The sequence below is a fragment of the Shewanella intestini genome (assembly GCF_018221465.1).
In the GTDB taxonomy this organism is placed as follows: Bacteria; Pseudomonadota; Gammaproteobacteria; order Enterobacterales; family Shewanellaceae; genus Shewanella; species Shewanella intestini.
Genome location: NZ_JAAIKR010000024.1, coordinates 1 through 21072 on the forward strand (window position 1 = coordinate 1; position 21072 = coordinate 21072).

Sequence of the window (21072 nt, forward strand, 5' to 3'; positions counted from 1 at the left end):
CTACAACTTATGGATGATTTTCGACCACACAATTCATCATTCTGCCTAAAATCATTATAACTGTATAAATATACAGTTATAAATAAAAGTAGGCAAACTTATGAAGAATGCTGGGTATTTAGGCACAATTAGAGAACAAATAAGAGTGCGTCATTATAGTTACCAAACAGAGAAATCATATTTGTATTGGAACCGATACTTTATTAGACACTTTCAATTCTCCTCCGCCAAACAAATTGCCCCATCACATATTGAACAATTTCTGACTTTTCTTGCCAATAAAAAACAAGTGTCTAGCAGTACCCAACAACAAGCACTATGTGCACTTGTTTTTGCGTTCAAACATGTACTTGCAATTAACACCGATGATTTGCAATTCCCTTATGCAAAACCACCTAGCAGAATTCCTCAAGTGCTTGAAGATTCAGAAGCGAAGTTAATTATTGAACGGTTAACTGGAAAATATAAACTATTGGGGATCTTACTTTATGGTGCAGGGCTTCGGCTTACTGAGGCACTCAGCTTACGCATAAAAGATATTGATACTCATAATCAAACTCTTTTTATTTACAGAGGTAAAGGTAAAAAAGATCGAGTGTGCATTTTACCGAAAATGGCAAATGAATTAATTGATAAGCAATTTAATTACGTACGCCAAACTCACCTAACAGATTTATCAAAGGGGTTAGGTACGGCTTCGTTACCAGCTAGCCTAATAAAAAAGTTTGGTACTAGTGCCAAACTATTACATTGGCAATATCTTTTCCCCTCAATACATTGCACTTTGCACCCCGTAGATGGCTATATATGCAGACATCACATTGATCCCACAACGTTTAGAAAAGCTTTACAAAAAGCGGTTAGTAAAACATCAATTACCAAACGGGTGACAGCTCATACCTTTAGACATTCTTTTGCAACCAACCTACTTAAACGTGGTCATGATATAAGGACCGTACAAGAGCTACTTGGTCATAATGATGTAAAAACAACTCAAATTTATACCCATGTGTCAGGATTACACCAAACAGGCGTATTAAGCCCGATGGATATCAAGTAAATGTTGCACTATAAATTTTTTAGGTAATTGATTGAGTAGCTTGCTCGGCACTAGGCTTTATTTACCCTTTTCAAACGGTATTTGAAGATGGCTAGAGCAAGACAAACCCTCGTGAGTTTAGAAGATACACCTTAATACCACTGTTGTTCGCGTGTGGTACATAAGGCGTAATTGTGTGGTTTTGATAAATCCACAGGTGAGAACTTTGAGCATCGCCGAGCGTGGGTTGATTCACGTATTGTAGAATTGGCGACTAATAATTATGGGTGGCATGTTTAAATGAATTAACGGGCTAAAACGCTTGGCGTAAAATTTCACTTCAAAGTGATAATGCCGAGCGTTTTAGTCCATTTGAACATTTTGTTATATTTATTGTGCTTTAATGACTAAAAAGATACTCCACCGTTTTCATTGGCAAAAACATACGAATACAACCATTATGCTCACACAGTATTTCAAACCCAAACTTTGTATAAAAATCTTGTGCTGAATCTGTAAGACAATCAACAACTATCGCATACGCTCTCATATGATGATTAACTTCCCATAGATACTTAAGCGCTCGAATTAAACTGATTTTTCCTAAACCTGCACCATGAAACTCTTTATGTACAGCTAACTGAGCTAAAAGAAAAACTGGAATTGGATATCGAGGTAATTTCTTTGCTAGTGATTTTGGTAAAGTTTCACGACTAATCGAGCTTGGAGCAACACTATAAAAAGCACAAATTGCATATTTTTGATTTAACAACGGTTGCGCACTTGGCAAAACCATTGTCCGACTTATTCCTGCCTGCATATGCTTTGCTGCTTGAGTTTGAATAAATGTATTCAACTCTTGCTCACCACAATCAAATGAATTGCGATCATGCTCTGATTTATTCAGCTCTACAAACGCTTTGCTCCAACTCACTTGATCCCACTCTCATCAGTAAACATTGCAGCATTTTTTAAAGCTTGATTTGGCATTTTTGCTTTATTACAAGCAGCTAAAAACTCATCAAACACACTATCTTTAACCACAATACTTTCATGCTCTTTAATAACAGATGTAGCATCTTCATCCATAAGTCTAACAACATATTCTGTTAAACTTTTTAGACCAAGTAATGCTGATGCTTTTTCAGCTTTTGCCTTAATTTCTTCATCAAGACGAATATCTAAACGTGCTGTTGCCATAACCCCTCCTACGTACGGATTTATTCCGTAATAATTCAGATGATAAGTCAAAAAACAGCCACTTTCAATTTGTACGGATTATTTACGGATTTAAAAATAAATATAACGCCATGTTAATTGGCTAAAACGCTTGGTATAACATGTCGCTTCAAAGCAATAATGCCGAGCGTTTTTCCCTTTGAACAATTTGTATAGTGCGCATTAATTCGTTGGACATGCTGTACGTAACAAGAAACACAACCAGTTAAATTTTATCAGTAAAATTAATTACACAAAAAAAAGCCCCGATACCGTTAGGTTTCGGGGCTTTCATTTTCTTTTACAAGAAGTTCGGCTTTCAGCTTTTAGGCTAGAGACCAACAGAGCATTTACGCAGGATAAATGGGGTTAGAGCAAGGCTTTTTGTAGCGACATGTAGCGTTTTTCTACACGAGCTGCAAAGTAACGCAGCTATACCCCATTTAAACCAGTAAATTACATCATGCCGCCCATGCCACCCATTCCGCCCATGCCACCCATGTCAGGTGCTGGTGCGTCTTGAGCTACTTCGCCTACCATTGCTTCGGTAGTGATCATAAGACCTGCTACTGATGCGGCAAACTGTAGTGCACTACGGGTAACTTTAGTTGGATCTAGAATACCCATTTCTAACATGTCGCCGTAGCTGTCATTGCCCGCGTTGTAACCAAAGTTACCTTGGCCGTTTTTCACGGTATTTGCTACAACAGATGCTTCTTCACCTGCGTTAGTGGCGATTTGACGTAGTGGCGCTTCCATTGCACGTAACGCGATAACAACGCCGTGTTTTTGGTCTTCATTGGTAACTTCAACTTCGCCGATTTTGCTTGCTACGCGAACAAGCGCAACACCGCCACCAGCAACAACACCTTCTTCAACAGCTGCGCGAGTTGCGTGTAATGCATCTTCTACACGCAATTTTTTCTCTTTCATTTCGATTTCAGTCGCTGCGCCAACTTTGATTACGGCTACGCCGCCAGCAAGTTTCGCCATACGCTCTTGAAGTTTTTCTTTGTCGTAGTCAGACGTTGATTCTTCAACTTGTTGTTTGATTTGCGAAACACGCGCTGTAATTTGTGTTTGCTCACCAGTACCGTCAATAATTGTGGTGTTATCTTTAGTGATAACAACACGTTTAGCCGTACCTAAGTCTTCTAGTGCGGCTTTTTCAAGCTCAAGACCAATCTCTTCAGCGATAACGGTACCGCCTGTTAAGATGGCAATGTCTTGAAGCATTGCTTTACGACGGTCACCAAAACCTGGTGCTTTAACCGCTGCCACTTTAACGATACCGCGCATGTTGTTGACAACTAATGTTGCTAAGGCTTCGCCTTCAACGTCTTCTGCGATGATCATTAATGGCTTGCCTGTTTTAGCAAGCGCTTCAAGTAGCGGCAATAATTCACGAATGTTAGAGATTTTTTTATCAACCAACAAAATGAATGGGCTGTCTAGTTCAACGCTACCTGTTTCAGTTTTGTTGATGAAGTAAGGAGACAAGTAACCGCGGTCAAACTGCATACCTTCAACAACGTCGAGTTCGTTTTCTAGTGCTTGGCCTTCTTCAACGGTAATCACACCTTCTTTACCTACGCGATCCATTGCGGTTGCAATGATGTCACCGATAGATTCGTCAGAGTTAGCTGAAATAGTACCAACCTGCGCGATAGCTTTAGAGTCGGCACATTCTTGAGAAAGTGTTTTAAGCTCACTAACAGCGGCAACAACGGCTTTGTCGATACCACGTTTTAAATCCATTGGGTTCATGCCAGCAGCAACGGCTTTAAGACCTTCGATGACGATAGCTTGTGCAAGAACAGTTGCAGTTGTTGTACCGTCACCCGCGGCGTCATTGGCTTTAGAGGCAACTTCTTTCACCATTTGTGCGCCCATGTTTTCGAACTTGTCTTCAAGTTCGATTTCTTTGGCCACTGACACACCATCTTTAGTGATAAGTGGTGCACCAAAACTTTTGTCTAGCACCACATTACGACCTTTAGGCCCTAAGGTAACTTTTACTGCGTTAGCCAGTACGTTTACGCCTGCAAGCATTTTTACACGTGCGTCATTACCAAATTGAACTTCTTTAGCTGCCATGATGTAAATCCTTTAAATTCATTAATTAAGTTGAAGTGTTTAAATAGTGGGAGGCTTAACCTACAACCGCCATTAAATCTGCTTCTGACAGGATAAGTACTTCTTCACCGTCAATTTTCTCTTTTTTCACGCCGTAACCTTCGTTGAAGATCACCACGTCGCCCACTTTTACGTCAAGTGGTTTAACCGTGCCATTTTCTAAGATGCGGCCATTGCCAACAGCTAAAATTTCACCGCGTGTTGAAACTTCTGCAGCGCTACCGGTTAGCACAATGCCACCTGCTGAAGTTGTTTCTACTTCTAAACGCTTAACGATTACACGGTCATGTAATGGACGAATATTCATCTATGAACTCTCCTAATGATGTGATGCCCAATAATTATCAAGGCGGTTTTATATAAGGGGTTACCCTCGATGCAAGTGATATGGGGATAACCGATCACAGTTCCAAGGGGAATGACAAAAAAAACTCCATTTATTTTAAGTCGATTTTATTAATATCGCCTTATTCCTGTTAGAATTTGCCTCCCGTAACCATCCCCCCGAGCTGATGAACGACAAACACGGTTTACTGACTCAACCTATTGGGCGTGTATTATTGAACATGACCCTACCTAACCTGCTTGGTATTTTAACTGTGCTGGGGAGTAGTCTTGTGGATATGTTTTTTATTGGCAAACTCGGCACCGAGTCTTTATCCGCTGTCAGTTTCACCTTTCCTGTCACCCTCGTCTTATCCAGCATTGTCATCGGTATTGGCGCTGGGCTATCGACCAATTTAGGACGGTTAATTGGTTCGCGAAACAATCACATAGCCAAAGTGTTTTTGTTTGATGTCATGTGTTTTACCTTGGTCATTATTGCCGCCTTATCGCTGCTTGGGCTTGCCACCATTAAGCCGTTATTTGGTTTATTAGGGGCCAACGCAACGACCTTGTTATTAATTAACGATTACATGTTTTATTGGTTTTTATCTGCGCCTATATTGGCCATTTTAATGGTCGGTAACCAAGCATTACGCGCTACAGGCGACACGCGGCCACCTGCAAAAATTATGATGTCGGCTGCCATCGTGAATGTCATTCTTGATCCCATTTTAATTTTCGGTTTTGGTCCTATTGCGCCATTAGGGCTTGAGGGCGCAGCCATTGCTACGTCTATTTCTTGGTTAGTTGCGTTGTCGGTATCGAGCTATTTAATTTTAATTAAACGTGAATTAGTGGCGTTTGCAGCCTTTAATTGGCAACGCATCTTGCATAACTGGCGTTCGCTCGCGCATATTGCCCGCCCCGCTACGTTAATGAACATGATAAATCCCATTGCAAATGGGGTGATTATGGCGATGTTAGCTAGGGTTGATCACAGCAGTGTGGCTGCATTTGGCACGGGTATCCGTATTGAATCGGTATTATTGATTGTCGTGATGGCGTTATCGTCTAGCTTAACGCCATTTATTGCCCAAAATTTAGGGGCAGGCCAGCCCAAACGCGCTAAGCAAGCTTTATTGATGTCACTTAAATTTGTGTTTGTGTTGCAAACCTTGTTGTATATTCCGCTGTATTTTAGTGCCAACTTTATTACGCATTTATTCACCAGCGATCCTTTAGTGGTTGATTGGCTGAACTTTTATCTAATTGTTATTCCAACAGCATACGGTGCGTTAGGTATGGTTATTGTCTTTGCCAATAGCTTAAATGCTTATCATCAGCCAGTGAGATCTTTAATGCTTAACTTAACCCGCTTAATTTTATTGCTATTGCCATTAGCGGCATTAGGATTGGTTCTTGGTGGGGTTAAAGGCTTATTAGTGGCATTGCCAGTCACCAATATGTTAATGGGGATAGTCAGTTATATTTTGGCCACCAAGGTGGCAGAACCCAATAAAAAGCAGTACCACCATGCCTCAGATGTAGCCGTTGAGTAACCTGTCTCACCTCAATGAGTTAATACTTTGCAGGTAACTATCAGCTAACTGTTTTCAATTTTGTTATATCTATTGAGCGCAATAGCGGATTTATTGTGCTCGGTTAATTCGTGTCTTACTCTTAAATGATGATGCATATCCAGCTGGATAATGTGAGAACCGTTGTAGTGAGATAATAATGAAACATGCCATGAAAGCCGCGCTGATGTCGGCGCTTATTTTACCCGGTGCTGGACAACTATGGTTAAAGCAATGGTTAGCCGGTGTGGGGTTTATTGCCGCTGGATTAATTTTATTAGAAAAACTGACCAGCCAAGTCATGGATGAAGCTAATTCGGTCGTTGATCAAGTTCTTAATGGCCAAATTGGCACTGACTTAAGCAGCCTTAATGCCCAAGTTAGCCAAATAAATGATAGCGCTTCAAGTGGTCATTTAGGGTTGTTCTTTGGCATTATTTGGTTGGTATCGGTGATCCACGCTTACAAAGTTGGCGCTAAGCGCGATAAACAAATAGAGCAACGTAAAGCGCTTGAAATGGGCGCTATTTTTTCTGCAGCTCAACAAAAAAATCGCCGTTAATGCCTTATGGGGTTCGCACAACAAGCGCCTTAATTATCACGACATTCTTATTCGTCACTGCGCTCTCAAGCATCTCAATCGACACTGCGCTATCAATTTATGTAGCGAGTGATTGGCTCATCTAATGGCGCGAATTAGGGTCTTGTGAGTTAGCTTGGTTGTCATCTTTATCGGTCACTTCGCCTTCAATAATGTCGTTATCTTGCTGGTGCGCTTTATCGGCACTTGCTTGCTCAGTATTTGTATCTTCAGCACCAAGGTGATGGCTATCAGGTGTACGGTCGTGTTTTCGTTCAAAGTCGCCATCAAAGGTACTGCCGCGTTGTTCGAACGGGTTTTGTTGCCCAAATGGCCCCGCTTGCGGCCCAAAGCCTGCGCTAAATTGACTGCTGTTTTGCATTTTTAGTTTCATTCGTTTAAACACAAATGCAGCAATCGGTGCACGGGTAATTGGGGTTAGCAGTAGTAAGCCGATAAAGTCAGTCACAAAACCGGGGATGAGTAATAAAACCCCAGCCATCGCGAGCATCATGGCTTCAGCAATTTCTTGACCCGGCGCTTCACCTTGAGTCATTTTTTGCTGGGCTGACACTAACGTACTTAACCCTTGGCTGCGTACTAGAGACACACCCACAATGGCGGTCAAAAACACTAAACTGATGGTGGGTAATGTACCAAGGGCGTGGCCAACCTCAATTAATACATTCAGTTCTATCACTGGAATGACGACAAATAACAAGATTAAGAAAAAAAACATGCTCGCCTCATTTAGCAGTAACGACAAAATCATTGCCTCACTGTAGAAAATTTTTTACGTCTATGAACACTTTATGGGGATTGTGCGGTCTTAATTCAAGACAGGTCACGATTATCAATACTCAATAATGAAAATCATTGCTGAAAATCGTACAGTATGAACAAGCTTATCTTAATTAGCTTAAGCTAACTTTAATCATCATAGAGATAAAATGATCGCAAATTACCTCATCGTATTATCAACGTTTCCTGATAACACCAGTGCAACCCAAGCAGCGCATGCATTAGTGCAGGCGAAGTTGGCGGCTTGTGTACAAATAGGACAAGCCGTTGAGTCGGTGTATATGTGGGACGGCCAAATATGCCAATCACAAGAAGTACCGTTGCAGATCAAGTGCTTGGCATGTCATTATCACGCTATCGAGCAGTTAATCATCTCAGTTCATCCTTATGATGTACCTGAAGTGATTGCCACACCGCTGACTCAAGGCTTGCCCTCTTATTTTACATGGATAAAAGAAACCACCGCATCATGAAGAAACTATTAGCTACCGTATTTACCTCATTGCTATTGCTGTCATCTATTGTCGCCTCGCCGGCGGTTTATAGCGCAGGGTCGTTATCGAGCAAGTTCAGTTTTTTAAATGACGAGCCCGAGCTTATGCCTGTTGATAAGGCATTTGTGTTTGATTACAAACAGCAAGGAAATCAATTAAAACTCAGTTGGATTATTGCCGACGGTTACTACATGTACCGCGACAAATTACAATTTGCTGTCGACGGTGCTGTCATCGGTGATATTGCGGTGCCAAAAGGCAAAATGCATCATGATGATTACTTTGGGGACCAAGAGGTATATCACGCGTTTGTCGACATTCCAGTTGGCTTAAAAGAAGCCAGTAAAGGCAGTACCTTTACAGTGACCTTTATGGGTTGTGCCCAAGACAAATTGTGCTTTCCACCAACCAAAAATGAAGTGCCACTTGAAAGCGTAGCGGCCAATGACGGTAAAGTGATTGCTAAAAAAGTGATTGGCGCACCGCAATCTGCCAGCACAAGCGAACAATCTGCATCAGCGCCTGTGACAGAGCAAGATACACTTAACCAAATGCTGCAAAATGACAGCTTACTTTGGACCTTATTAGTGTTCTTTGGTTTAGGTATCGGCTTGGCATTAACGCCTTGTGTGTTCCCTATGTACCCTATTTTATCGGGGATTATTGTCGGCCAAGGCAAGCAATTATCTACCGCTAAAGCCTTCACTTTATCAATGGCCTATGTTCAAGGTATGGCCATTACTTATTCGTTATTAGGCTTAGTGGTTGCCTCTGCGGGCATGAAGTTTCAAGCCGCGCTGCAACACCCGGCTATTTTAATCTTCCTCGCGGTCATGTTTGTGCTATTAAGTTTGTCGATGTTTGGGATGTACGAGTTACGTCTACCGGGCAAATGGCAAGACAAAATGAACACCCTGTCTAATAATCAAAAAGGTGGCAACTTAGTTGGCGTATTTATGATGGGGGTGATTTCAGGCTTAGTGGCATCACCTTGTACCACTGCGCCATTATCGGGTGCATTAATTTACGTGGCGCAATCGGGCGACTTATTACAAGGATTTTTAGCCTTATATGTGCTGAGTATGGGTATGGGTGTACCGTTACTCGTTATTGGTACTTCTGGCGGTAAATTGCTTCCTCGTGCAGGTGCGTGGATGGATATCATTAAAACCGTATTCGGCTTCTTACTCATCTCGGTATCCATTGTGATGATTGGTCGCATTTGGCCAGGATTAGTATCAGATATCTTATGGTCACTATGGGGAATAGCGTTGGTGGGTTATTTAATGCACCAAAACAAGCTTACTCAGTTTAACTGGAAACAAACCGTGCGTAGCGTACTGTTGTTACTGTCGTTACTGGCTAGTTTCTCTTACGGTTTACAAGCTATTATGGGCGCGATGGGGCATCAAAGCGTTGGCATGAGTGCAACTTCTGGCGCGGTGCAAAAAGCTGCGCACCCTGAGTTTGTAAAAATTAAGTCGTTAGAAGATCTTGAGCTTCAACTTGATAAAGCCAGTGTCAATGGCCAAACCGTGATGCTAGATTTATATGCCGACTGGTGTGTGGCATGTAAAGAGTTTGAACACATCACCTTTGCTGACCCAATGGTAATTGAACGTTTAAATAAAATGGTAATTTTACAAGCTGACGTAACAAAAAGTGATGCAACTGACGTGGCATTATTAGAGCATTACAGTGTATTAGGTTTACCAACATTGTTAATGTTTGATGAAAACGGCAAGCAGCGTGAAGATTTACGCGTAACCGGTTTTATGAAACCTCAAGCCTTTGCTGATCACTTAGATTTACTATTGAAAAAGTAATCTAAGTACAACTTAACCGACTGAAAATGGCTAATTTAATTGATTAAATTAGCCATTTTTTTGTTTTTAGAACAATCCTTAACCTCAACTTAATCTTTTTATATTACACTGTCGCTATTAATCACCCCCACTTCAGTAGCTGAAGTCAGTATCACGATAGAAATAGACCTTTATGGAACCAGCAATATTTATCATCACCTTGCTTTGCGGCATGCTTGTCAGTCGTGTGGGCTTACCTCCATTAATTGGTTATTTAGCCGCCGGTTTTTTACTGTTTATATTTGGTATTCAAGACGAAAGTATCCCGTTATTGCAAGCGCTTGCCGATTTAGGGGTCACCTTGTTGCTATTTGCGATTGGCTTAAAACTCGATGTTAAAAGCCTCTTAAAAGCTGAAGTCTGGGCGGGGTCGAGTCTACATTTGCTTGGATCAATGCTGTTCTTTGTCCCCATTCTAAAAGTGTTAGGCTTAATCGGCCTAGATCGTCTTGTGGGGCTAGAGTTAAACCAGCTGTTGTTGATCAGTTTTGCCTTGAGTTTCTCAAGTACCGTTTTTGCCGTTAAAGTGCTCGACGAAACCGGTGATTCACAAGCGCTATATGGCCGAGTCGCCATTGGTATCTTGATTATGCAAGACATCTTTGCAGTATTGTTTTTAACTATCTCTAAAGGTGATTTCCCGTCTATTTACGCCTTAGGCTTATTCATACTGCCATTATTACGCCCACTGATTTACAAGGTTTTTGACCGTGTCGGCCATGGTGAAATGCTGGTGCTGTTTGGGTTGTCAATGGCATTGGTGATGGGAGCATGGTTATTTGACGCAGTAGGCTTAAAGCCTGATCTTGGCGCACTGATTATGGGAATTTTATTAGCCGGACACGCTAAATCGTCTGAGCTGGCTAAGTCTATTTATTACTTTAAAGAACTGTTTTTGGTCGCTTTCTTCCTCACTATTGGCCTAAATGGTTTACCGACCATTGCCGATGTCGGCCTTGCTGGGTTATTAGTGTTACTCATTCCATTTAAAATTATCTTATTCTTTAAATTACTCACCCTATTTAAACTGCGCGCCCGCACCGCGATTTTTGCCTCGTTTAATCTTGCTAACTACAGTGAGTTTGGCTTAATTGTGGCCGCAGTTGCGGCCCATAAAGGCTGGTTACCACCTGAATGGCTTATTATTATTGCTGTGGCGCTGAGTATTAGCTTCTTGGTTGCTGCGCCGCTAAATGCCAGCGTTAATCGTATTTACCAACGCTTTAACGCCCAACTGATGAGCAAAGAGCGTTCACCGCTTCACCCTGAAGATCGCCCGATTAATATGGGTACGCCGCGTTTTCTTATTTTAGGGATGGGCCGCATTGGTTGTGGTGCCTACGACGAACTCAACAGCAAATACGACGCCGAAATATTGGGTATTGAGCACAAACAAGACCTCGTTGACTTCCACCTTAATGAAGGGCGCAATGTGGTTCAAGGTGATGCGAGCGATACCGATTTTTGGGAAAAACTTGAACGCGCACCAGGGCTTGAAATGGTGCTGCTAGCAATGCCACACCATGTGGGTAATTTGTTTGCTGTCGAGCAGTTAAAGCGTCTTAAATATAAAGGCCGCATTAGTGCTATCGTTAAATTTAATGAGGATGCCGAAGCGCTAAAAGAAGCCGGTGTCGATGCGGTCTATAACGTTTATCAAGCTGCTGGTGCAGGTTTTGTTGACCATGTGGTAAAAGAGTTGATTGAAGTCGACCAAACGACTGCAAAACAATGATCATCAATGTCGCAAGCGATTAAATCAGCAGACGGACAAGCGTGTCAGTTGCTAAATATATTGTGGTTAATGGTCATGATGTTAGTGGGTGCAAGCGCGATTACCCTCAACCAACGCCTTAGTCCGAGTGGCACAATGCGTTCAACCGCAAAGACATGCCTAAACGGCAATCAACATAACCTGCCATGAATAACGTGTCGCTTTTATCGGGGCATTTATCATGTTGTGCATAGCGGGCGATGACATAATGACAGCTTACATACTCTGTGATACACAGGACGCGTTAAACACAGCCGCTTTAAATAATGACAGGCTTGTAGCAAAGAATATCTTCGTCATCAGTCATCAGTCATCAGTCATCAGTCATCAGTCATCAGTCATCAGTCATCAGCGGATTATGCAAAAAAAAAGTGAACCGATTAGGTTCACTTTTTGAATGTTCAAGTTAACGTCAATGGCTCAGTATTTAACGTGCTAACTCATTGAGTCTTTAAATAGTGAAGTCATTATTGTTAATCCTTGTATTAAACCCATTGCCACTCATCGAAGAGCCAATGGTTTAAGTGTTATTTTTTAGCAAATTTAGCTGCATTCTCGCCAGCTAAGCGACCAAAGGTCACGATACCTGAGATGGCGTTGCCCCCTAAGCGGTTAGCACCATGAATACCACCGGTTACTTCACCTGCACCAAATAAACCTGGGATAACTTGGTTGTCATTGGTCATTACTTCAGTTTTAGTATCGATAGTCACACCGCCCATGGTGTGATGCACGCCAGGTGTTACTTCAATCGCGTAATAGCTACCTTCATTAAGTGCACGCGGTAAGTTAGGACGAGCAAAGTCAGTGTCTTTACCGGCTTTAACTAACTTGTTGTATTGCACGATAGTTGCCGCTAATGCTTTACCATTAATACCTAAGCTATTGCCAAGTTTAACTGGGCTTGCATCGGTTGGCGCTACGCCTAATTTAATGTATTTGTTAATTTTTGAAAGTGACTTACGAACAGAATCATCAAAAATTAAGAACGCAGTTTTACCTGTTTGTTTCAAGATAGCTGCAGCGGCTTTATCACGTGTGGTGATTTCATTGACGAAGCGTTTACCCTCTCGGTTAACCAAGATAGCACCGTTACCGCGCACTGCTTCAGTGACCATCACACCACCTTTAACAGATAATGTAGGATGTGCTTGAATGTATTTAATGTCTGTTGTACCTGCTCCAGCATTAATAGCAACATCTAAACCGTCACCGGTTGCACCTGGTTGGTTAGTAGAGGTAAAGCCTTTTAATTTAGGCGCATATTTAGCAACCCGTTCGTTATTTTTACCAAAGCCACCCGTTGCCATGACAACCGCGCTAGCTTTCACCCAGTAATAACCTTTGTATTTACCTTTAACTAATACACCTTTTACTTGGCCGTTATCTGCTTTTAAAATTTCAACACCGCGGCTGTTCATACGGATTTCGATATTACGTTTAACCGCATTATCGTAAAGCACTTGCACGACGTGTGCGCCAACACCTGCGCCACCAGTAGGACGATGAGCACGGTTAGCTGATGCACCGCCCATACGGCCGACATCATTTAAATCCGCACCCATGCTAGTTAACCAATCAACAGAGGCTTTTGAATGGCTTGATAGAATTTTCACTAATTTAGGATTGTTGATGTTATGACCACCTTTCATGGTGTCTTTAAACATTGACTCAACACTGTCTTTTATATTTTTGGCTTTTTGTTGGTCTGTCCAAGCCGCGTTCATACCACCTGCGGCTAACTTAGCGTTACCACCAATAACAGGCTCTTTTTCAATCATTAATACTTTAGCACCATTATCGTGCGCAGATACCGCTGCAGAGAAACCAGCACCACCGGTTCCAACCACTAATACGTCAACGGTTTCAGCTGGTGCTAATGCCAATGCGGCTTTGCGATCTGCACTGTCTTTAGTCAGTTCAGCAATGGTGGGTTCGTGGCGTTGCCATTTTTTGCTAAATGGCATATCAAATTTGAAGCTATGGCATGAATCACAATAATCAACTGACTTTTCATGACCACTGTGACAAGCCGTACAAGATACATCGCCAGGGAAATGAGAAGCATGGGCATTGTAGTTTTTGCGATCGGTATCCTTGGCCACCTCTTCCAATGTGCCGTGGCATGACTGACACTGGGCATTTTCATAAGTTAAGCTGTCATTAGACAGTTCACCACTTGGTAAATGACAACTGTCACATTCCATGCTTTGCGCATGAAAATCAGCCAAATTATCAACAGCAAATGCATTTGGTGCTAAACTTGCTGTCCCTAAAATTGCAGCTAAATATACTGCAGACTTTTTCATTTTCATCTTTTCAACCTTGGACACATTGGATAAGCATCTAGTTTGAAATGAAGCTGAAAAAGGCTCAATGACAACGATAACATCGGCCGTCAAATGTCTAGGGCGATCACATCTTCAAAATGGCGTTATGCAATTGTGCATAGCAACCCTTTAGCGCTATGCATTTTTGCATAATCAGCCGTGATCACGATCACCCCCATATAAACCACCAGCAGTTAACCTTCTATTTTAGAAATGTTAGTTTCGCGCGTCACATCACCTTATTGTGAATATGTCTTTGTTAGTCTGCGCAAATGCAATATTTCATTATTCTAATACTCGTACTGGCAGGTTATGCCCACGCAGACGATAACGATATCGTACTTGGCGTGCACTCTAATACCGCTCCGCTTGAGTGGCGCGCCAATGGCGTTGACCAAGGCTTTAATATTGAGCTGATGAATCGTATCGGGCAGGTGCTTGGTAAGTCTATTGTGGTGCGCAGAAAGTCATTTCAACAACTGATTGACGATACCCAAACCATGGATAGCGACATTGACATGATAGCGGTTGTAACCCCCATTAATGTCCGTCGCACACTCAGTCAATCAGACCCGATTTATGCCACATACGCTAAAGCCTACACTCGTCAAAATGATGATTTTATTGAAAACTGGTCTGATTTAGATGGCAAACGAGTGGCCATTAAACGTGGCTCATTTGTGGATGTATATCTCGCCAACAAGCCACAACATTTTAAAATAGTGCCTGTTGACCTTTACGAAACCGGTTTTCAACTACTTGGTGAAGGTTTAGTGGATGTGGTACTAGCAGAAAACTTTGTCGCGCGGCGTTTACAGCCAGATTACCCACAGGTAAGAAGTGCCAGTGACCCACTTATTTTTGGGACTTATACTTTTGTCAGTCAACGCCATAAAATTAAACTGATGCATCAGGTCAACCTTGCACTGCGTCAATTAAAACTGTCTGGCGAGTATGACAAATTAATCAATAAATGGTTTGGCACTGGGCGTGAAAAAGTGGACATATCATCCACCCAACAAAAAATGCTCACTTGGGCGATTATTGTCGCTATAGTGTCAATTATTGGCATGCTATTTACCGCCCTTGTTAGCCGTAACTTACGCATTCGCTCTAATGCCTTAGCGCTTGAACTGCAGCAGCGAAAACAAGCAGAACAACAAATCCTTAATTTGTCCGATCAATTTCAAGCGGTGTTAGACGGTATCCCTCACGGCGTGACCATTTTTAATCAACAAATGACGTGTTTGTGGAGTAATGACGCTCAGCAATTATTCAAATTAGACAACTTTGTTTTTGTTAATCAACACCCTTTTGATATACAAAAAACCGTGCAGCAGGTATTAGACAGCCAACAATCTTTTATTGCCGAAATGCAATATGATACACAATTTTGGCAAATTCAAATTCACCCGATAGCCGAACAACAAGCGGTGGTATTACTTGAAGATAACACTGAACAGCACGCGCTACGCCAAGCAAATGATCAAGCTAGCCGCTTAGCCTCATTGGGCGAGTTGTCTGCGGGTATTGCCCACGAGATTAATAACCCAACGGGTATTATCATTCATTCAATTTCCCTATTTAGCCAATCAATAACCGACTTACAAGCTGCGGCTGAAAGTTACCAACAACAAAATCCATTTTGGCAAATAGCTGGCCTTGCACCGCAAACCGCATTTGAAGAGCTTAACCACAGCGCACAAGTCGTAGAAGATAGCGCCAAACGCATCAGCCGTATTGTCAATGACTTAAAACGGTATGCGCTACCTAACACCAATACCTATCATCAACTTGCTGACATTAACGAAGTCGTACAGGTTGCTTTACGCCTCACCGCCAATCAATTAAAACGTTTCCAAGTTAACGTGACACTGCACCCGACGCCATTAATGATTAAAGCGGACGTGCAGCAATTGCATCAAGTGCTGATCAATTTAATCCAAAATGCCGTTCATGCCTGTCATGACGCAACAGATACCATTGAAATAGCAACCATTACCGACACCAATAAGGTATACATTAAAATCACCGATACTGGCTCAGGAATGGACAACGCAACCGTCGCGAGAATTACCGAGCCCTTTTTTACGACTCGGCGTAACGAAGGGGGGAGCGGCCTAGGTTTGTCGGTCAGTAGCCGTATTTTAAAAGAGCATCATGCGCATATGCAGGTGCAGTCAAGTTTAGGCCAAGGCAGCTGTTTTACGCTGTCATTTGCGCGTAAATGCAGTGAGTCAAACATGCCTAAATCTGCTCAGCGGTGTCATTCATCAACCTTTGGTAACCCATAATGCTGTTAGCCCGAAACATTTTACTTGTTGATGACGAAGCGCCATGGCTGCGCACATTGTCAGTCACACTGCAACGCCTTGTTCCTGAAGCTGTTATTGACACTTGTGTTGATAGCCGCCAAGTCATGAGCCGCCTCAATAACACCGACTACGCTTTAGTGTTATTAGATTTAACCATGCCCTTTGACTCGGGTGAAACCTTACTTGAAAGTATTCGCCAAGCGCACCCCAATACGCGGGTCATTATTGTAACTGGGGTAAATGAGGTTGATACCGCTGTGCGCTGTATTAAACATGGCGCTTATGATTACTTTATCAAAACAGATGATGTTGCCGATTTAGGTCATTCGGTAAGACGCGCACTTGAAGTGGTGGGATTAGAGCGAAACTACACCCGTATTAAAGACCGTTTTTTAACTAAAACCTTAAATCAGCCAGACGCATTTAGTCATATTTTGACTTGTGAACCGGCTTTACTGGACCAGTTTCGTTACCTTGAAGCCATTGCTTTTAGTCCCGAACCTATTTTAATTCAAGGTGAAAGCGGCACGGGCAAAAAAGCCTTTGCTAAAAGCTGTCATTTACTTAGTGCACCTGAGCAGCCTTTTATTACCATCAACCTTGCAGGAATGAGCGCACAACAATTTGATCGACAACTCTACGGCCAATTGAGCCAGTTACCGGGCGAATCTGTTGCAGGGGCTATCCACCACGCTCAGCACGGCGTCATATATTTAAAAGACATTGCGCAATTGCCATTGGATTCACAGGCTAAATTGGCAGAAGTGATGGAACAAAAAATCTATCACCCAATAGGCAGCCAGCAAGGTTATGGGGTTAATTGCCGTTTTGTGGTATCGACTCAGGTGGATCTCATTGCGCTTAATCAACAAGGTGACATAAGAAGCGATCTGCTATATCGATTGCGCGGGCATAAACTGACCTTACCGCCCCTGCGACAACGAAAACTCGATTTAACCATACTCATAAATCATTTTGTGCAGCAAGCGGCGCAAGAACTGCAACTTAACCCACCACCTGTGCCAAGTTCATTAGTGGTGCAACTGCAACATTACGGGTTTCCAGGTAATTTATATGAATTACAAAGCATGGTGATTGATGCTGTGAGCCGCAGCGACGCAGTTCAGCTTAACTGTGCTCCATTTATGCAAGCGATAAACGACAGTAAAGTGGCATCAGAGGTAACGCAAACATTCGTGTTCCCAGCGCAATTACCCACACTGGCAGATATGAATCAGGCATTAATTGATGAAGCTATGAACCGTACTGGCCAAAACCAAACGGCTGCGGCGCAAATGTTAGGCATAAGCCAAAGTGCATTAAGCCGTCGATTAACGAAAGATAAATGAATTATTTCACAACATTAACCCATGTTTTCATGTCTTTTATTCACCAAGGCGTCTCTTTGCAGCACCTTGCAATAGTAAAAAAATTTACATTCAAGCTTAATTTTTCACAATAAAATCAAAGTGACTTAAATTCTGCTATAACTCGTGATATAACTCACATTACTCGTTGCTCAGTGACTGAGTAACTTAACCTTTTTCATTGTTGTGGATATCGTGCATGTCTAATCCTGCCCAACGCGCTACTAAGTTATTTGTGCAAACCTTTGGCACCGCCACTGACGAGCTGTATCAAGCTCCGGGGCGGATCAATATTATTGGTGAGCACTCCGACTATAATGAAGGCTTAGTATTACCTGTTGCGATTAACTTCCATACCGTTATCGCGGTGAAACACCGTGACGACTTTATGTTTAGGGCCGTAAGTGACGTTTTCCCTGGACAAATTGAGCAGTGGGAGTTTGGCCAAGAAGGTGACATTATTGATGATGGCCATTGGCACCATTATCTTAAAGGGATCACCGCCGCGATGGCGCAATCTGGGCTGAGCGCCAAAGGACTCGACCTCGCGATTGTAGGCAATGTGCCTTTAGGTGCGGGATTATCCTCATCAGCCGCCTTAGAGATTGCCTTTGGCACAGCCATTTCTTACGCTGATCAACTGCATTTGTCGCCATTAGCCATTGCCCAAATTGCCCAGCGCGCCGAAAGCCAATTAATGCGCCAAGAATGCGGCATTATGGATCAAATGATCAGCGCCCTCGCTGAGCCTGACCACGCATTATTAATCGACTGTCTCGCTTTAGACAGTGAGCCAATTAAAATCCCTGATTCACTCAGTTTAATCGTCATTGACCCCCAACTTAACCGTAAACAATTTACGCAGCAGTTTTTTGATCGTAAGCAAGAATGCAAACAGATCACCGAGTTATTAGGCTTAGATTCACTGCGCGATTTAACCCACTTACAGTTACAACGTGCCAAACAGATTTTATCGACGACGCAATACCACCGCGCATTACATGTGATGACCGAAACACAACGTACAGCCAGTGCTGCGCGCGCACTGAATGAAGATAATATTGTCAGGTTTAGTGAGTTAATGCGCCATTCACATCATTCTTTACGTGAAAATTTCGACGTTGTTGATCCCCTTGTCGATACGTTAGTATCAAGCATCAACGAGCTTATTGGCGACAATGGCGGTGTAAGAATGAGCGATGGTTGCATCATTGTGTTGGTTAACCATTCTCTCACCGACAAAGTGATTAACCTAGTTGAAACCCAATACCACCAGCAAACGGGTAAGGATGCCATTATTCATCTTTGCTCGGCATCTAAAGGTGCAAGCCGGATTTAATTTTCACTTACAAGAGGCAAAAATGGTCAGTTATCAACCGCAACAAGCTTGGCAAGATCCCCGCGGTGGCGAAGTACAAAGAGTGGTGATTGATAACGGCATTATTGCCATGGAAGTGCTTAGCCTTGGCGGCATTATTCGTAGTTTATCGACCGCCGATAAACATGGACAACGCGACAACATCGTCTTAGGTTGCGACAGCGTTGCTGACTACTTAACTCAACAAGCATATTTAGGTGCCATTGCAGGGCGTTACGCCAACCGTATTGCCAATGGCCAATTTCATCTTAATGGCGTTGATTACCCATTAAGCGTGAATCAAGCGTCAAACTGTTTACATGGCGGGGAAGCAGGGTTTCACCAAAAGCACTGGCAAATGAGTCAAGTTGCAAACGGGGTGCGCCTAACCTTAACCAGTCCAGATGGCGACATGGGATTTCCCGGTGAGTGTCAGGTACAACTCGACTACTTGCTCGACGGTGACAGCTTAGTGGTAGAAATGCATGCGAATGTTAATAAAACCTGCCCGATTAGCCTGACTCAACACAGCTACTTTAATTTAGCCGGTCAACAAAGCCGCAGTAATCATCAACACCTTATTCAAGTCGATGCGAAACAGTACTTGTCGATGAATGACGTAGGTGTACCAACCGGTATTCACCCAACTGCTAACAGTGATTTAGACTTACAACAAGCCACCCCAATGGCGGTTCAGCAGCAGCGCAGTGCCTTAGCCGCCACCCAAGGGTTTGACCATTGTTATGTACTTGAGCAAACCCAAGGTTTAGCGCGTTTTGGCTGTTTAAGCGAACCCACGACTGGCCGCACGATGACGGTATATACCAATCAGCCTGGGGTGCAATTGTATGGGGCTAACTTTTTAGGCGGCAATATTGGTTTTGAGCAACAACATTATCAGCAACATCAAGCGGTGTGTATTGAGCCGCAAATGTTACCTGACTCACCTAATCAAGCTCACTTACCCGGCAACGCCTTTATTAAGCCCAATGAAACCTACCATCACCTTAGTCGTTATCAGTTTGGATTAATCGGTCAATAACGTAGTTCACACCATGTTGTTATCGCAAGGCAATCGGTTGTCTGCTGATGCCATCCACCAGTAATGCGGAGGTTGTGGTTAACAGGTTTATTAACTGATGGATTGGCTGGTGTGCGTTTATATTAAAGTTTGAACTTGAAGCTATGCAGCTATCAATGGCCTCCAGCGGGGCATGTGCAGACACTTCTGAAGCTCGCCGCTAGTACGTCCGTGTAGGCTCAATGCCACAGTAAACATGCTACAGTAAACATGCCACCCATAATTAATATAAGCAACACGACTCAATTCTAATACAGTAAACATGCCACCCATAATTAATATAAGCAACACGACTCAATTCTAATGTATGGCTTGATAGACTAACGCGCGAATAACCAACCTAATTCAGCACTGATATACAAAAAAGTGCTAACTTGGTCGTTTATCTATTATTTGTATGAATTGAACACAGCCGAAAAACTTGATGACTATCAAGAATGAAATGTTAAGTGATTAAATCAGATAGGTAACGCTAGGCGCTCAGCCATTTTTGACAGTTAGCTGCGCTTGGTCGTCGTTTACGGTCGACATGTTGGCAATAGTCAGTCAGTGCTGGCAGTGAGCCAACCGCGCCTTTAAATAATGCCTCAAACTCGGTGGTGATTGTTAACCAGTTTTCTGCTGGTATGTTTAATCGGTCAAGAATATGCTGACTACTTATACTTATCGCGCCACGCTTGTCATCACGAATAATCCGTCCTGTATCCTCTACAAGCACAATGTAATCTTTCACACTGTATATTAATCCGTTAGGCATATTCTGGCGTTCATTACCCACAAATGGCAATAATTCAGTAGGTTGCTCGCCTTT

17 protein-coding genes and 1 pseudogene are annotated in these 21072 nt (G+C 42.7%); 11 read left to right on the top strand and 7 right to left on the bottom strand.

Annotated features, from left to right (window positions below; all coding sequences use genetic code 11):
* Positions 1 to 100: 100 nt before the first annotated feature.
* Positions 101 to 1060 (top strand): integron integrase, encoded by a 960-nt coding sequence (locus G3R48_RS16510; protein ID WP_153666298.1) that lies wholly within the window; start codon positions 101 to 103, stop codon positions 1058 to 1060.
* A 379-nt stretch (positions 1061 to 1439) separates the two neighbouring features.
* Here G3R48_RS16510 and G3R48_RS16515 read toward each other — a convergent pair whose 3' ends face one another.
* From G3R48_RS16515 to G3R48_RS16530, 4 genes are all read right to left on the bottom strand, one after another.
* Entirely contained in the window at positions 1440 to 1973 is a 534-nt protein-coding gene (locus G3R48_RS16515; RefSeq protein WP_212593407.1) for a GNAT family N-acetyltransferase, read from the bottom strand.
* On the bottom strand, positions 1970 to 2239 hold the full coding sequence (locus G3R48_RS16520) for a type II toxin-antitoxin system TacA family antitoxin (protein ID WP_212593408.1): 270 nt from the start codon (positions 2237 to 2239) through the stop codon (positions 1970 to 1972). The genes G3R48_RS16515 and G3R48_RS16520 overlap by 4 nt, the downstream gene beginning before the upstream one ends.
* 474 nt (positions 2240 to 2713) lie before the next feature.
* On the bottom strand, positions 2714 to 4354 hold the full coding sequence (gene groL, locus G3R48_RS16525) for a chaperonin GroEL (RefSeq protein ID WP_153666300.1): 1641 nt from the start codon (positions 4352 to 4354) through the stop codon (positions 2714 to 2716).
* Between the two features lie 55 nt (positions 4355 to 4409).
* Positions 4410 to 4700, bottom strand: a complete 291-nt coding sequence (locus tag G3R48_RS16530; protein WP_153666301.1) for a co-chaperone GroES — start codon at positions 4698 to 4700, stop codon at positions 4410 to 4412.
* Positions 4701 to 4905: 205 nt separating this feature from the next.
* On the opposite strand from G3R48_RS16530, the gene G3R48_RS16535 reads away from it, so the two are divergent.
* Together G3R48_RS16535 and G3R48_RS16540 are read left to right on the top strand one after the other, a co-directional pair.
* Entirely contained in the window at positions 4906 to 6279 is a 1374-nt protein-coding gene (locus G3R48_RS16535) for an MATE family efflux transporter (RefSeq protein WP_153666302.1), read from the top strand.
* Between the two features lie 178 nt (positions 6280 to 6457).
* Entirely contained in the window at positions 6458 to 6859 is a 402-nt protein-coding gene (locus tag G3R48_RS16540; protein WP_153666303.1) for a hypothetical protein, read from the top strand.
* A gap of 121 nt (positions 6860 to 6980) precedes the next feature.
* Here G3R48_RS16540 and G3R48_RS16545 read toward each other — a convergent pair whose 3' ends face one another.
* A complete protein-coding gene (locus G3R48_RS16545; protein ID WP_153666304.1) occupies positions 6981 to 7616 on the bottom strand; it encodes an FxsA family protein in 636 nt (211 codons plus the stop codon).
* Between the two features lie 211 nt (positions 7617 to 7827).
* Between G3R48_RS16545 and cutA the strand changes: the two genes are divergently transcribed.
* The 4 genes from cutA (at position 7828) to G3R48_RS16565 (ending at position 11961) form a co-directional block, all read left to right on the top strand.
* The gene (gene cutA / locus G3R48_RS16550; RefSeq protein WP_153666305.1) at positions 7828 to 8151 is read left to right on the top strand and encodes a divalent-cation tolerance protein CutA; all 324 of its coding nucleotides are present in this window, start codon (positions 7828 to 7830) and stop codon (positions 8149 to 8151) included.
* Entirely contained in the window at positions 8148 to 9998 is a 1851-nt protein-coding gene (locus tag G3R48_RS16555; protein WP_153666306.1) for a protein-disulfide reductase DsbD, read from the top strand. Before cutA ends, G3R48_RS16555 begins: the two co-directional genes overlap by 4 nt.
* 172 nt (positions 9999 to 10170) lie before the next feature.
* Positions 10171 to 11772, top strand: a complete 1602-nt coding sequence (locus G3R48_RS16560; RefSeq protein ID WP_153666307.1) for a cation:proton antiporter family protein — start codon at positions 10171 to 10173, stop codon at positions 11770 to 11772.
* Positions 11773 to 11778: 6 nt separating this feature from the next.
* Positions 11779 to 11961, top strand: coding sequence for a hypothetical protein (locus tag G3R48_RS16565; protein ID WP_153666308.1), 183 nt, complete (start codon positions 11779 to 11781; stop codon positions 11959 to 11961).
* A 377-nt stretch (positions 11962 to 12338) separates the two neighbouring features.
* Here G3R48_RS16565 and G3R48_RS16570 read toward each other — a convergent pair whose 3' ends face one another.
* A complete protein-coding gene (locus tag G3R48_RS16570) occupies positions 12339 to 14126 on the bottom strand; it encodes a flavocytochrome c (protein ID WP_153666309.1) in 1788 nt (595 codons plus the stop codon).
* Positions 14127 to 14413: 287 nt separating this feature from the next.
* On the opposite strand from G3R48_RS16570, the gene G3R48_RS16575 reads away from it, so the two are divergent.
* The 4 genes from G3R48_RS16575 (at position 14414) to G3R48_RS16590 (ending at position 20222) form a co-directional block, all read left to right on the top strand.
* On the top strand, positions 14414 to 16435 hold the full coding sequence (locus G3R48_RS16575; RefSeq protein ID WP_153666310.1) for an ATP-binding protein: 2022 nt from the start codon (positions 14414 to 14416) through the stop codon (positions 16433 to 16435).
* Positions 16435 to 17805 (top strand): sigma-54-dependent transcriptional regulator, encoded by a 1371-nt coding sequence (locus G3R48_RS16580; RefSeq protein ID WP_153666311.1) that lies wholly within the window; start codon positions 16435 to 16437, stop codon positions 17803 to 17805. Before G3R48_RS16575 ends, G3R48_RS16580 begins: the two co-directional genes overlap by 1 nt.
* Before the next feature lie 217 nt (positions 17806 to 18022).
* Positions 18023 to 19162, top strand: a complete 1140-nt coding sequence (gene galK, locus G3R48_RS16585) for a galactokinase (protein ID WP_153666312.1) — start codon at positions 18023 to 18025, stop codon at positions 19160 to 19162.
* A gap of 22 nt (positions 19163 to 19184) precedes the next feature.
* Positions 19185 to 20222 (top strand): aldose epimerase family protein, encoded by a 1038-nt coding sequence (locus G3R48_RS16590; protein WP_153666315.1) that lies wholly within the window; start codon positions 19185 to 19187, stop codon positions 20220 to 20222.
* 511 nt (positions 20223 to 20733) lie between these two features.
* Here the strand turns inward: G3R48_RS16590 and G3R48_RS16595 are convergent.
* Positions 20734 to 21072: pseudogene (locus G3R48_RS16595) on the bottom strand (transposase); the annotation flags it as partial.

What these genes read in the sequence shown, in the direction of transcription:
- G3R48_RS16570 (WP_153666309.1), bottom strand. Translation starts at nt 14,126, where the DNA reads ATGAAAATGAAAAAGTCTGCAGTATATTTAGCTGCAATTTTAGGGACA.
- G3R48_RS16575 (WP_153666310.1), top strand. Translation starts at nt 14,414, where the DNA reads ATGCAATATTTCATTATTCTAATACTCGTACTGGCAGGTTATGCCCAC.
- G3R48_RS16560 (WP_153666307.1), top strand. Translation starts at nt 10,171, where the DNA reads ATGGAACCAGCAATATTTATCATCACCTTGCTTTGCGGCATGCTTGTC.
- G3R48_RS16590 (WP_153666315.1), top strand. Translation starts at nt 19,185, where the DNA reads ATGGTCAGTTATCAACCGCAACAAGCTTGGCAAGATCCCCGCGGTGGC.
- G3R48_RS16540 (WP_153666303.1), top strand. Translation starts at nt 6,458, where the DNA reads ATGAAACATGCCATGAAAGCCGCGCTGATGTCGGCGCTTATTTTACCC.
- G3R48_RS16520 (WP_212593408.1), bottom strand. Translation starts at nt 2,239, where the DNA reads ATGGCAACAGCACGTTTAGATATTCGTCTTGATGAAGAAATTAAGGCA.
- G3R48_RS16580 (WP_153666311.1), top strand. Translation starts at nt 16,435, where the DNA reads ATGCTGTTAGCCCGAAACATTTTACTTGTTGATGACGAAGCGCCATGG.
- cutA (WP_153666305.1), top strand. Translation starts at nt 7,828, where the DNA reads ATGATCGCAAATTACCTCATCGTATTATCAACGTTTCCTGATAACACC.
- G3R48_RS16530 (WP_153666301.1), bottom strand. Translation starts at nt 4,700, where the DNA reads ATGAATATTCGTCCATTACATGACCGTGTAATCGTTAAGCGTTTAGAA.
- G3R48_RS16565 (WP_153666308.1), top strand. Translation starts at nt 11,779, where the DNA reads ATGTCGCAAGCGATTAAATCAGCAGACGGACAAGCGTGTCAGTTGCTA.
- G3R48_RS16555 (WP_153666306.1), top strand. Translation starts at nt 8,148, where the DNA reads ATGAAGAAACTATTAGCTACCGTATTTACCTCATTGCTATTGCTGTCA.
- G3R48_RS16535 (WP_153666302.1), top strand. Translation starts at nt 4,906, where the DNA reads ATGAACGACAAACACGGTTTACTGACTCAACCTATTGGGCGTGTATTA.
- G3R48_RS16510 (WP_153666298.1), top strand. Translation starts at nt 101, where the DNA reads ATGAAGAATGCTGGGTATTTAGGCACAATTAGAGAACAAATAAGAGTG.
- groL (WP_153666300.1), bottom strand. Translation starts at nt 4,354, where the DNA reads ATGGCAGCTAAAGAAGTTCAATTTGGTAATGACGCACGTGTAAAAATG.
- galK (WP_153666312.1), top strand. Translation starts at nt 18,023, where the DNA reads ATGTCTAATCCTGCCCAACGCGCTACTAAGTTATTTGTGCAAACCTTT.
- G3R48_RS16545 (WP_153666304.1), bottom strand. Translation starts at nt 7,616, where the DNA reads ATGTTTTTTTTCTTAATCTTGTTATTTGTCGTCATTCCAGTGATAGAA.